Raw genomic sequence first — 12363 nt, 5'->3', positions numbered from 1 at the left:
TGAACAATTATGGCAAATGGATTTTCAAATTACAGAACCATTTATACTCAAGGTTGATTGGGATAAAGTAACGTATGAATTTTTAATTCGTATTAAGCCCGATGCTTCTAACACTATTGTTTTTGGATCCGGAGCAGGTGGGTTTCAAGAACAGCCAATTGGTCCACCTATTTTTCATCGACATTCTTGGATGGATGAATTTGAAGATACTGTTATATATTATAATGACCCTACGTTATATCTTGGGAAATTATCTTTAGGCTGGGGACAAGGAGAGTTAAATAGATTTTATTTACAAGATATAGCAAATATTTTAGAAATAGTATTTGTAAAGTTAAAAGTTGATTCGAAAAATGTGTTGTTTTATGGCAGTTCCGGGGGAGGATTTATGTCTTTAATTTTAGCTGGATTCGTTAAGGGCTCCACAGCTTTAATTAATAATCCTCAAACAAATTTATTAAAATGGATACCTGTACCAATAAATCTAGTTTTCGATTTGTCTTATCCAAATTTATCAAGAGAAGAAATTGAGGAGAAATTTGGCGAAAGAATTAATGTTGTGAAATTTTTTAATCACATTAAATATGTACCGAATATTTATTTTTTACAAAATTTCGCGTGTGAATTTGATGTGCAAAATCATTTACTACCATTTATTTCTGAATTAGAGCAACTTGATAAAGACACGGAAGTAAATCAAATTATAATTGACTTATATTTTGATAAAAAAGCAGGGCATGCAGCTGTAGGGAAGAGTGAAACAATTGAATATATAAAAAAAGTAAAACCTAATCAGACTGTAAAAGAAGAACAAAAAGAAGTGGACCTATCAGTCGTTATAGTTTTAGGAGAAGAAAAATCAAAATTGAATCAAATTTTAAATAAAGTGCAGCATATAAAACCAATAGAAATTATTATTGTAGCTGATGATAGAATGAGTGCGATACAATCTATACCAACATTTGTTGAAAGTAACGTTGTTGTGATTGAGGAGAAAAGTAAACGGAAAGCACCAGTTCATGGGGCAAAAATCGCCAATGGTGATGTAGTCTTATTTTTAGATGGGGAAGATGTTATTTTTTCGGTAGAATTAGAGCGATTTATAGAACCGATACTGAAAAAGGAACAGGATGTAATCTTAAATAACATAGACTCCGTATGTTTTGAAAAGATGAGAGTAGAATGGCCAAGTATTGCTATGGTGTATAGAAAAATAGTAAACGATGTATTGGGGCGTATGGATTTAAAATATGATTCGATGTTATCTATGCCATATGCTATTACTAAAAAAGCAATTGAAGACATTGGATATGATATCTTGCAGAACCCTATTCTGTCCCAAGTCACTCTTATTGAGAAAGGGTGGCGACTACAATCCTCGTCAGCCATCACTAACACCTCCTTGAATAATATGCCCGCAAACGAAACCTCTTTCTATAAAAATGAATTAACTAAATTAGAAGTATATGAGATTAAAGAAAATATAAAAGCTTTGGAGAGTTGGTTACAACGAAAAGATGATAGAGGTAACTATACAGATGGAGGAAGAAAAAGAGAAATTATAGAGCAGTTAAAAAAACAAAAGAATTATTCACGTTTCCATAAAGGATGGGGAATGAATTCATCAATTTATAATGGAAAACAGTTATCAATTATTATACCAGCACAAAATGAAGAATCAACGATTAAAGAAGTTATTCTTGAGGCAAGAAAAATTGAACCGAAAGAAATAATTGTTGTCATTAATGGGTCAACAGATCAGACAGAAGTAATCGCTAAGCAATCAGGGGCAACAGTAATTGTTTATGAAGAAAGATTAGGGCATGATGTAGGACGGGCAATTGGTGCACAAGAAGCCACAGGGGATATACTTCTCTTTATTGATGCTGATTTTGCTATTCCAGCAAAAGATCTTCATCCGTTAACGCAAGCTGTTGCGGATGGTGTTGATATGGTTTTAAATGATTTAAATTTAAATCTTAGATTTCCTCTATATATTGTAAGTTTATATAAATATATTTTGAATATTGCTTGTAACCGTAAAGATTTAGGGGTAGGATCTACAATTGCTGTTCCCCATGCTATTAGTAGAAAATGTTTAGAGGGAATTGGCTGGGACACTCTTCACACAGCGTGTGTTGCACAAGTAAAGGCAATATTAGAAGGGTATAAAGTCGGATGTGTCCATTTTGTAGATGTAATGAAACCAAATCGTATTCGGCCACAAGAGCATTTTGCGACGATAGGACATCCACCAGCTGTATTGAGAATTACTGGGGATCATTTAGAAGGACTTTCATATTTATTGAAGAATAAGGATTTTAAAGATTTATTTTAAAAGGTAATTTTGTCTATTGAATGAGTAACTTAAACATTTCATTTATGCAACTTGACGATATTTAGTATTGCAATGAAACTAAAATCAAAAATTTTTATTATTTTTAGCTCAGGTACAAGTGAAGAGCATGTTTCACTGACTGATAGTAAATGAACAAGTAACTAAAAGGTAAAGGCTTCTTTATATATATGAAGAAGCTTTTATCTTTTTTATTTTAAGTATGGAAGGTAAAGGGTAAATAAAGTTGTATTTTTATTTTTGGATAAATCGATATTAGATATAAGAAAGAAGGGAATATTTTGTCTTGCATCAATAAAAGTTGTTTTAATATTTCTTTAGAAACTAAAGTCAATCCAAATGGTGGCGCAGAAATATTCGTAAGGTGCAATGATGAAAGTTTGTCTAATTTTAATGTAATACCATTTATCGCATGTATTTCTATTGCAGTGAAAGATGATTTGAGTTTCTTAGTTAATTTAGATAGTTTAATCAAACGTTAATTGCCTATAAAACGAATAGTAAAATAGCATCTAATTTACAAGACTTAGTAAGAGAGTCGTGTCCGAATTTGATTAACTGCATATATTGTTAAAAGAAAGGAGGGAGAGTTATGGCATGTACTACGAATAATGTTTGTTTAGATGTGTGTCTTAAAATTACAATTACCCCTGGTAGTGGAATTGATGCAGTAGTCGATTGTGGAGGCACATGTGGGACAAGTCCTACTATTGTAATTAGTCCTAGTGGATCAATTGTTATTACTTTACCATTAGTTGCATGTTTCTCAATTGCACTAAAAGATGATTTAAGTGTTGACTCTTCATTAACAAGCCTCTATTTTCAAACTTCTTAAGAAAGATACAGAAATGAAAAGCCTGCCTGCTACTTTTCTTTTGATCTAATGTGAAAATAAAAAAGATGGTTACAACCATCTTTTTTATTTTGCTATATATTTAAAATAAATTCATATATTATTTGGTGGTAAGAATATACAATTAAAAGCATTCAGTGTTTCTTTTTTGTTCGATGAGGTAAGAAATTGCTTCTATATGATCACCAATGATTTGTTGCGTTGCTAATGAAAGGTAGCCTTCCTGCGAGAAGTGTTTTTCTGGTCGAACTCGATTTATCTTGTCAACGTCGATAGAATGAACATTTTGTACATGCAATCCTGCTAAAATTGTTTTAACTTGACTTAAGGTTGGTGAAAGAAGAGAAGCAAACCCAATTGTATCAATGCATTTTCGACTAAAAGCATGAGGGACAGCAGTTGTGGAGCCCATACCTAAATCTTTTCGATTACATGCTAAATTAACAACATGCTTACATGCAGTTACGATAGTATAAGGAACACGATACATGTAGTAGTGCTCTAATTTATTTAAAGCTAAATCGGTTCCATTTTGAACAGATTGTACAAATGGTAATAAATCAGAACTAGGAATTAAGAAATCACCATCAATAAATAATAATATATCACCTTTTGCAAAATATGCACCAACGGCACGTCCGGTATCGATGCCGAGTGCTTCTTTGTAAGTAATAACTGTTGCACCGCAATTCTTCGCCAATTCCTCTGTTTTATCTGTTGATCCATTAACAATAATGATGATTTCTAAAGGTTTTAATTTCTGCACCTCAAAAATGATAGATTCTATCGTTTTTTCTTCATTTTGAACAGGGATAATGATGGATAATTGTTTATTTCCATAAGTATTTGAATAAAACTCTTTACCTGTAATTATTTTGGATATAGCTCTTTGTTCGCCGTTTTGAAGTTCTAAAATAATATCCCGCCTTCGATTATTATCAGTATGGTTTCCTCTTGAATCTTGTAATATATTTACCCAATTTTCAATTGCTTCTAGGTGATAACGAATGAGTTGTTTTGAGGGGAAGGAGGGAATTTGCGGTATAGAAATTTTAAAATGATTGCTAATGCGAAAATTATTTTTAATAATTTTCATTTGTGCTAATATCGGATTTAATAAACTTTCTGGAGTAATTGCTTCAAGAATTTTCTTTGTTACCGCGTAGGGAGGAAATAATAGTGAGTTAACATGTAAATCTGGACGATGAAAGAAATGATTCGTAACTTGCTGCCAAATCATTTCTATAGTTGGCTTTTGCTTTTGATAAAAAAAATCATCTAAATTGTTTAATACTAAGTCAGCTGATTTATCTAGTAATGGTTGAAGAAATTGTTTAAGTAAGGAAGGGGGGATATTGTAATTTGCATCTAAAAATAAGAGGTACTTACCTTTTGCTTTTTTGGCACCAATTACATAACAATTATTTGATTCTGTCGGTTCTTCTAATGTGATAATTTTACAATTGTAAGATTGTGCAATATCAATGGAATCATCGATACATCCGTTAATAGTAAGGATAATTTCTAAAGGCTGTAGTTGTTCACAGGCTTTCAAAATTTCAGGTAAAACTTTTATGTTATGCTGTATACGAATAATAATAGAAATTGGATTTTTACACATAAGTAGTCTCCTTTTTAATCAGAGGTAGTTATTAATAAGGTTAGATAAAATAGGAGATATATATTTTATTATATACGTAACGACTATTTAGTTTTATCAGACTTAGAATTTTCATTACTTGAATTGGAACCTTTATTTATTCCAGACGCGAGTAAATTATTGAGAACGCTAAGGTCTAATTGCATAGGGATTGAGTTTTCGGATGTAGTTTTCTCATTTTCTTTTTTTGTAGTTAATATAGTCTTTATATTTTTTATTTCTTTATATTGTTTTAAGGTAATGAAAAATCCAGAAATAATGAAGAGAAAAGAAACAGTAGTAAGTAAAAGTATTATTTCCAACATAAAAGAGCCTCCTTTAAAACTATAATAATATTATAGTTAAATGTAATAAAACAGAATTCGAGTTAATGAGTTCACTTTTTAAATATATGCAAATCTTAAGTAAAAGTTACTGATTTCTAAGTTAGAGGAAGCAATTATAGAAACGTTATAAATATAAATAAATGAAAGTTTCATTTGTAGTGTAAAGGTATATATTATATAAGCTAAACGTCATTTTATAACAAGTTAAACAGGGTTTAATTTTATATAAAAAGAGCATTTAATTGGACAAATAATTAATTATGTGAAATAATAATAACAGATAAGGAGACGTTGTTTTTCCTTAAGTGCTTCGAATTAATTTTATTCAATAAGAGAAGGTGTGCTTAAAGAAGTTAAATTAAATAAGGAGCTGTTTTATTATATGCAACAAAATAATGATTTAAATTTTGAACCTCAAGACGTTAATATTGTCAATCCTAAACAAGCCAGGAAAGCAGTAATTGCTACTGGTATAGGGAACGCAATGGAGTGGTTTGACTTCGGATTATACGCGTATTTAGCGGTAATTTTAAGTCAATTATTCTTCTCAGGTGTTGATAATAGTGGATTGCAACTTGTACTTACATTCGGTACATTTGCAGCAGCCTTTCTCGTTCGACCAATCGGAGGTGTATTCTTTGGTAGAATAGGAGATAAGTACGGCCGAAAAATCGTGTTAAGTACTACTATTATTTTAATGGCACTTTCTACATTATTCATCGCATTACTACCAACCTATGAACAAATTGGTGTATGGGCACCAATACTACTTTTAGTTGCCCGAATGATTCAAGGCTTCTCTACAGGCGGCGAATATTCAGGAGCAATGGTTTATATCGCAGAATCTTCTCCAGATAAAAAGCGTGGTATACTCGGTAGTGGTCTTGAAATTGGAACACTCTCAGGTTACATTGCTGCATCGGTAATTGTTACCATTTTGACGTTATTGTTAACAGATGAGCAAATGCTCAGCTGGGGATGGCGTATTCCATTCTTAATAGCTGCACCAATTGGTTTGGTCGGTTTATACTTACGCCGTCATCTAGATGAATCTCCAATCTTTGAAGAGATGGAAAAAGCACAAGAGGAATCTGAAGACAATGAACAATTTTCATTCATGGATATTATTAAATATCACAAAAAAGACTTCTTATTAAGCACAGTAATTGTCGCCTTCTTTAATATTACAAATTATATGATTCTTTCGTATATTCCTTCTTATCTAACTCAAGTACTTAAAGTCGAAGAAACAACAGGCTTATTAATTATTTCTATTACGATGGCACTTATGATTCCACTAGCACTATATTTCGGTAAATTAAGTGATAAAATTGGTAATAAACGCGTTGTGCAAATTGGTTTACTTGGTTTAACTGTATTTGCAATTCCAGCATTTTTACTAATAGGTAACGGACATATTGCAGCTATATTTGCAGGTATTTTCGTACTAGGTTTCTTCTTAAGTGTATATGAAGGAACATTACCTTCATTATTACCATCACTCTTTTTCACTGATGTACGTTATCGAGCACTTTCGATCTCATTTAATATTTCTGTATCGATATTCGGTGGAACAACACCGCTCGTATGTTCATACTTAGTTCATGCAACTGGTAACCCGCTCGCACCGGCATTTTATTTAGCAGGTGTAAGTATTATTGGATTAGTTGTATTTAGTGTACTATTCGTTACGACTTCAGGGCGTGCGCTAAAAGGTTCATATCCTACAGTAGAAACGAAAAAAGAAGCACACCTAATCGCTAAAGAAGACCCTGAAGAAACACTTTGGTGGCATGAAGAGTCATTAGAAATTGAAGCAGGGAAGAATGCTTCAATTTAAAAAGCAACGTAGAAGTATAAAAAGACTCCTATGAATATAGGAGTCTTTTTGTTACGTTATTTCTTTCGTTTCTTCAAACTTTTCTGATAGGCATAAAGCTTATGAACCTCTTCCTTAAATTCATGCAGAAGTACAATGCTTTTACCATTTGAATAACGCACCGTATTATAAGCATCTATAATAATATCACTTTGAATATTTACATCTTCTTTATCATTTATTCTTTCTAGCCAAGCCTCAACAGTTTCTCCCCGTTTTCTATTTAAAGGAGAGGTTAACTTACTCTCTAGCTTAAAAATTTCCTTCCGAATTTCGTTATGTGGCGGTTTATTTCGTTTAAAACGATTTTGGCTCATTCCTTCTTTATCAGTAATGATAGTAGATTCGAAGACGTGCATATTTGGTAAACTTAAATGTTTTCGTTTTTTTAATATTTTCCAAACGACGTAAATAGCGATAGCTGTACAGACTATTATTGTAGCGCTATTTATGAGTATTGGATCAAAATCAGGAATTTTTTTCCCGTCTTCAATTTTTGGTTTTAAGAGATGTCCTTTATTTGCCCAAACATCTTCAGTATCTTTTAATTCCGCTGCTTTAATTAATGGCATTAAAGCATAGCCGACGCCTAATGCGACTACTTCCGTTATAAAACCAAAAATAAGTCGAATGAAAGGAAATACTTGAACAATTAATATGCTCATTAAGCCAATCGTAATGATAGAAGCAAAACGTAATAGTTGTTGTTTGCGATTTGCCCCGGTTAACCAAAATGTAATTATAAGATGCAAGGCTAACATTAATAGTTTCCACAACGGTGGAAAGGGTGCATAAAATATAGTTGAAACAACAAACCATACAATACCACCTAAAGATTTTTGAACTGGATATCCAGGTCCGATCGCATGTACGATAAAGAAAAATAGTGGTAATATGATTGTGCCAAAAAGAGAAAAAGGTAAAAATAAAGAGAAAAGAACGATTTGAAGAACTAAAAGTATTACAAATCCTGTTGTTTTTTTCTGCATAAATTTATGAATAAGAAATACTCCAATATAGCCTGTTGTTAAAAATATTGCAATACTAATTAGTTCATCTCTTTCTGTTAATAATGAAAGCAGGAGGAGCAGAATGAAATCATGAATGTGATATAGCCAAGTTTTCAACTGGTTCCACCATCCCTTCACTAGTAATGAGAAACGTTGGCTGCGAGAGAAGAGGGAGTTCATTTCTTTGTAAACCAATGTATATCATTGTAGACGATCGTTCTCTCTTTCTCTTTACATAATGAAGGAATCCTTGTTTCGGAAGTAACGTACTATCATCTGAAATACGGGCTAATTCTTCTAAAGCTTTTGCATATTGTGTTTGTCCTTCATTTAACGGTACATGTAATGCACCGCCTTCTGCTAATACACTAATAAACAATTCAAACGGAATGTGGTGCTTCGTTGTGTACTGGAAAATGTATGTTGCATATGAAATAAGTTCTTCTACATTATCTTTCCAACCAAATCCACGATCGGCAGCTAAAGAAAGACAAATCGTCCAACTATAATTTTTTACAGGTTCATATTGCTTCGCTTGTAATTGTTGCATTTTAGCAGATGCCTTCCAATGAATAGAGCGGAAAGACTCACGCTCATATCGCTTTACACCGATAATAGATGTTTCATCATTGTAAAAAGAAAAATTTGTTCGATAAAATCCATTCAAAAGTTGCTGAAGTTCTTGCAAACCTGCTACTTCTTTAGGAGAAGGATACACAATAATTTCAGTCCTTAATTTATCAAAAACAGGTAAATGTACAGTTAATAGATGAAATGGATCTTTTAATACACATTCAAACTGTTCAATTTGAAACACACCACGCTTCGTTGCGGTTAATGTTAAACCCCATTTTTGTGCCGAATGTGCGGGTTGTGAAAATGGGAAAGAGAATAATGTTTTTGATATTTGTTCAATGCCTTGCTCTTTATGCGGTATAAGGGACGAATTTAAATGAAAGTAACAAACACCATTAACGAGCGGTATGCTGGCTCCATTTTTTAAATGAATAAAAAACTGTCCAGATTCCTCAGGAAAAAGCCGTGTAGTTTGTTTCTCATTTATGATTTGAAACTTCTTCTCTATGAAAGCGACATATTTATAAATAAAAATCGCAAATATATAATAGAAGAAAAAGAGAAACATAAGCATTCGTTGCGGGAAAAAGAATGTGAAAAGTAACGCGATTGGAACGGTTAGTTGAATAATATGGAGTTGAAAAAATAAAGGCACAGTTACAACACGCTGTCCATTCATGCTTGCTCAATCTCCACAGGTACGTCAACTTCTTTTAAAATACTTTTCATAATATCATTTTTTGTCGTACGCAGGGCACCTTCCATTGATAAGACGATACGGTGATTCCAAACAGAAGGAACTAACAATTGTATATCTTCTGGTGTGCAATATTCTCTCCCGCGTAAAAAGGCTAAAGCTTGAACAGCACGTACTAAAGCTAATGTAGCACGTGGGCTTACACCGTTAGCGATATAATCATGATTTCTTGTAGCATGAGCAAGTTTAATAATGTAATGTTCTAACGGTTCCGAAACAAATATTTCTTTTACTCGTTTTTGAGATTCTAAAATATCTTCTAATGAGATGACAGATGTGACACTTTCTAATGGTAAATCGTTCCGAAAACGTCGCATCATTTGTAGCTCATCTTCAGGAGTAGGATAACCGATTGAAATCGTAATTAAAAAGCGATCAAGCTGTGCATCTGGAAGAGGGAAAGTCCCTTGTGATTCAATTGGGTTTTGCGTCGCAATAACAAAGAACGGTTTCGGCAGAGGCGTAGATTGTTTTTCGAGTGTCACTTGTCGTTCTTCCATCGCTTCTAACAAACTCGACTGCGTTCTCGGCATTGCACGGTTAATTTCATCTGCCAGCAAAATGTTTGTCATAACTGGTCCAATTCTTAATTCGAATTCGCTTGTTTTTGGGTTGAAGTATTCAATACCTGTTATATCACTTGGAAGTACATCGGGGGTGAATTGAACGCGAGAAAAACTACCACCAATACTTTTGGAAATGGTTTTTGCCAGTAACGTTTTCCCAGTACCAGGCACGTCTTCGAGCAATACATGCCCACCAGCAAGAAGTGAAACGAGCAGTAGATCAATAACATTTTCTTTCCCAACAAACACAGATCCGATGTTTTCTTTCAATTTATTTATCATATGTACCATTCCTTTCATTATAAAAGAGCTAATATTTCTATATTTTAACAAATTATTCAGAAAATTTGTATGGTTTTTTAATTCAAAGAAATGGATATTTAATTATTAAATTACTCTTGCATATTTTGGAATATGATTATACAATATCGATATACGATGTATCGTAAGTCGATATATCATAAGGCGATGTATCGGAGGTAGTTATAATGAATGCGAAGGCGCAAAAATATATTCCGTTAACTGAGGCGACATATTACATACTGTTATCACTAGTGAAACCAATGCACGGATATGGAATTATGCAAATGGTAGAAGAGATGACAAATGGGGAAGTAAAGCTCGGGCCTGGTACTTTATACGGGAATACGACGAAATTACTTAAAGAAAAATTAATTGTTGAAGTTGCCTCTACAGATAGAAAGAAGTGCTATGAGTTAACGCCGTTTGGGAGAGAAGTGTTAGAGTTAGAATATAACAGATTGCAGAGATCTGTAAGGAATGGAAATAGTATATTAGGGGAGTGAATGGGAAATGGAGACAAAGAAGGTATTCAAACCTTTTGCGATATGGAGCTTGGAAAAAGAAGAAGCTTTTTTAAGAAAAATGCATCAAAAAGGATGGGCTTTACAAAAGTATAATGTAATGTATACGTTTAAGAAAACTGAACCAAAAGATGTAGTATATAAAGCGGATTTTAGACTGGATTATAAAGATTCAAAAGAAAAACAAAAAGAATATATTGAAATATATGAAATGTGTGGATGGAAACATGTAACGAGTTTTGCGAAGTGGAATTATTTTTGTAAAGAAGTAGACGAGGAAAATGAGTTACCTGATATTTATTCAGACAAAGAAACGAAGATACAAAAATTTGTTGAATTGATACAGTTCGTTGCAATTATGTTTGTAATGTTAATTCCAGTGCTTTACTTATGTTTTCTTGGAGTATCAGAATCAGGATTATATAAAGGTATGGTTGGGTTTTTAGTTTGTATATATTTATATGCGTTTATTAATTTATTTAGGAAGATTAAAAAGTTGAAAAAGGAAATATTTTAACAAAGAGTGATATTCTTAGAGAAGATTATTGATGGGAATCAACTTCTCTAATTTCTATATATATTTATTTTGTTCATTCTTTTTTATATAATAAAAGACCAACTTTTTAATTCATAGAACTAACAGTTACAAAGATAATACCAGTAACAACACCTAAAAAAATCATAAATGAAGAAGAAATAATCAATAATAACGAACTAGCAATTAATATTAATTTATTAGATTTTTAATTTTTAAAATGGTAGTAAAGTAAAAGACTATAAATAGTAGAAACAAACCATATTGTTAGACTGTAAGGAGTCGTTATTTTCTCCCAATCGAAGATCCAAAAGTAAAAGATGACTATATGACAAGTTAATAGTAGAAATGTTGATGAAAGCATTATCTTTTTATTTAAAATCATTTGTTTTACCTCCCTTATTTAAAAATGACCAAAAGAGTGTGAAGGTTAATATATAATAAGGAAGAAATCCATTTTTAATTAACTTATTAAACGAAAAAATCCCTTATAGAAAAATCTATTTCTATAAGGGATAATCATGTTTTTATTAGAAAGACTGATTTTGAGCAGGTTTAATAAATTGTTCTGGGTTTTCAACAAGCCCACATACAGCGCATTGGACACGGTATGTAGGTCCTTGATAGGCCATATGAAAAGCATTCATCGTTTCATTTGTGTATTCTTCTTCTACTTGACCAGTTTGTGGATTTAATTTGACTGGTTTTACTTGTTGCTCAAGAATATTAAAGCGGGTACGGTTTGTTTTACAACTTGGACATAGCATTGGTTCCATATGTATACACCTCCATTTGTATCATTTCTTAAAATCTTTAATTTTATGCAAGCAAAAAACTTTCTCAATATAAATAGGTGTTTAATGTATTTAAAATTCAGAAAAAATAAAATATAATAAAAGTACGAACTGGTTATGTCCAAACCAAATCTCCTGTTTTATGCCAATAAGCTGGGGGGCCGAGAAATCGGCCTCATTTTTTTTGCTCATTACTACAAGGAACAAGGTTTTTATGAGACTTTTGT

The 12363-nt window shown here is 32.3% G+C and carries 12 protein-coding genes and 1 pseudogene; 6 read left to right on the top strand and 7 right to left on the bottom strand.

The annotated features are described in order from the left end of the window. The first annotated feature begins 16 nt into the window (after positions 1-16). From HFD78_RS21000 to HFD78_RS20995, 3 genes are all read left to right on the top strand, one after another. On the top strand, positions 17-2338 hold the full coding sequence (locus HFD78_RS21000; RefSeq protein WP_002196617.1) for a glycosyltransferase family 2 protein: 2322 nt from the start codon (positions 17-19) through the stop codon (positions 2336-2338). 299 nt (positions 2339-2637) lie between these two features. Continuing rightward, the gene (locus HFD78_RS29990) at positions 2638-2838 is read left to right on the top strand and encodes a hypothetical protein (RefSeq protein WP_002098269.1); all 201 of its coding nucleotides are present in this window, start codon (positions 2638-2640) and stop codon (positions 2836-2838) included. Between the two features lie 110 nt (positions 2839-2948). After that, positions 2949-3191: a hypothetical protein gene (locus tag HFD78_RS20995; protein WP_000752474.1), complete on the top strand. Its 243-nt coding sequence runs from the start codon at positions 2949-2951 to the stop codon at positions 3189-3191. Positions 3192-3333: 142 nt separating this feature from the next. Here the strand turns inward: HFD78_RS20995 and HFD78_RS20990 are convergent, their stop codons facing one another. Both HFD78_RS20990 and HFD78_RS20985 read right to left on the bottom strand, forming a co-directional pair. Continuing rightward, positions 3334-4830, bottom strand: coding sequence for a glycosyltransferase family 2 protein (locus HFD78_RS20990; RefSeq protein WP_000335249.1), 1497 nt, complete (start codon positions 4828-4830; stop codon positions 3334-3336). A gap of 83 nt (positions 4831-4913) precedes the next feature. Continuing rightward, a complete protein-coding gene (locus HFD78_RS20985; RefSeq protein ID WP_000889747.1) occupies positions 4914-5174 on the bottom strand; it encodes a hypothetical protein in 261 nt (86 codons plus the stop codon). Positions 5175-5577: 403 nt separating this feature from the next. Here HFD78_RS20985 and HFD78_RS20980 point away from each other — a divergent pair, with 403 nt between their 5' ends. Beyond that, entirely contained in the window at positions 5578-7035 is a 1458-nt protein-coding gene (locus tag HFD78_RS20980) for an MFS transporter (protein WP_001186925.1), read from the top strand. 56 nt (positions 7036-7091) lie between these two features. Here HFD78_RS20980 and HFD78_RS20975 read toward each other — a convergent pair whose 3' ends face one another. The 3 genes from HFD78_RS20975 to HFD78_RS20965 are packed head-to-tail and all read right to left on the bottom strand — an operon-like array spanning position 7092 to position 10265. Continuing rightward, positions 7092-8201, bottom strand: a complete 1110-nt coding sequence (locus tag HFD78_RS20975) for a DUF4018 domain-containing protein (RefSeq protein WP_000860476.1) — start codon at positions 8199-8201, stop codon at positions 7092-7094. Then, the gene (locus HFD78_RS20970) at positions 8173-9339 is read right to left on the bottom strand and encodes a DUF58 domain-containing protein (protein WP_001014390.1); all 1167 of its coding nucleotides are present in this window, start codon (positions 9337-9339) and stop codon (positions 8173-8175) included. Before HFD78_RS20970 ends, HFD78_RS20975 begins: the two co-directional genes overlap by 29 nt. Beyond that, positions 9336-10265: an AAA family ATPase gene (locus HFD78_RS20965; protein ID WP_000608797.1), complete on the bottom strand. Its 930-nt coding sequence runs from the start codon at positions 10263-10265 to the stop codon at positions 9336-9338. Before HFD78_RS20965 ends, HFD78_RS20970 begins: the two co-directional genes overlap by 4 nt. 206 nt (positions 10266-10471) lie before the next feature. Here HFD78_RS20965 and HFD78_RS20960 point away from each other — a divergent pair, with 206 nt between their 5' ends. Together HFD78_RS20960 and HFD78_RS20955 are read left to right on the top strand one after the other, a co-directional pair. Continuing rightward, positions 10472-10789 (top strand): PadR family transcriptional regulator, encoded by a 318-nt coding sequence (locus tag HFD78_RS20960; RefSeq protein WP_000991891.1) that lies wholly within the window; start codon positions 10472-10474, stop codon positions 10787-10789. A gap of 7 nt (positions 10790-10796) precedes the next feature. Beyond that, the gene (locus tag HFD78_RS20955; RefSeq protein ID WP_000448424.1) at positions 10797-11324 is read left to right on the top strand and encodes a DUF2812 domain-containing protein; all 528 of its coding nucleotides are present in this window, start codon (positions 10797-10799) and stop codon (positions 11322-11324) included. A gap of 106 nt (positions 11325-11430) precedes the next feature. Here the strand turns inward: HFD78_RS20955 and HFD78_RS29605 are convergent. Continuing rightward, positions 11431-11727, bottom strand: a pseudogene (locus HFD78_RS29605) (hypothetical protein). Positions 11728-11872: 145 nt separating this feature from the next. Next, positions 11873-12118 (bottom strand): hypothetical protein, encoded by a 246-nt coding sequence (locus HFD78_RS20950; RefSeq protein WP_000433609.1) that lies wholly within the window; start codon positions 12116-12118, stop codon positions 11873-11875. Between the last annotated feature and the right edge of the window lie 245 nt (positions 12119-12363).

Origin of the sequence: Bacillus sp. EKM501B (genome assembly GCF_011800505.1) — a bacterium.
GTDB lineage: Bacteria > Bacillota > Bacilli > Bacillales > Bacillaceae_G > Bacillus_A > Bacillus_A cereus.
Note: the sequence above shows the minus strand (reverse complement) of the source record. Positions and strands in the feature narration are given on the sequence as shown.

Excerpts from the sequence above, each read along its gene's own strand:
- HFD78_RS20965 (WP_000608797.1), bottom strand. The coding sequence starts at position 10,265 with ATGATAAATAAATTGAAAGAAAACATCGGATCTGTGTTTGTTGGGAAA.
- HFD78_RS20980 (WP_001186925.1), top strand. The coding sequence starts at position 5,578 with ATGCAACAAAATAATGATTTAAATTTTGAACCTCAAGACGTTAATATT.
- HFD78_RS20970 (WP_001014390.1), bottom strand. The coding sequence starts at position 9,339 with ATGAATGGACAGCGTGTTGTAACTGTGCCTTTATTTTTTCAACTCCAT.
- HFD78_RS20990 (WP_000335249.1), bottom strand. The coding sequence starts at position 4,830 with ATGTGTAAAAATCCAATTTCTATTATTATTCGTATACAGCATAACATA.
- HFD78_RS20985 (WP_000889747.1), bottom strand. The coding sequence starts at position 5,174 with ATGTTGGAAATAATACTTTTACTTACTACTGTTTCTTTTCTCTTCATT.
- HFD78_RS20955 (WP_000448424.1), top strand. The coding sequence starts at position 10,797 with ATGGAGACAAAGAAGGTATTCAAACCTTTTGCGATATGGAGCTTGGAA.
- HFD78_RS20960 (WP_000991891.1), top strand. The coding sequence starts at position 10,472 with ATGAATGCGAAGGCGCAAAAATATATTCCGTTAACTGAGGCGACATAT.
- HFD78_RS20950 (WP_000433609.1), bottom strand. The coding sequence starts at position 12,118 with ATGGAACCAATGCTATGTCCAAGTTGTAAAACAAACCGTACCCGCTTT.
- HFD78_RS20995 (WP_000752474.1), top strand. The coding sequence starts at position 2,949 with ATGGCATGTACTACGAATAATGTTTGTTTAGATGTGTGTCTTAAAATT.
- HFD78_RS21000 (WP_002196617.1), top strand. The coding sequence starts at position 17 with ATGGATTTTCAAATTACAGAACCATTTATACTCAAGGTTGATTGGGAT.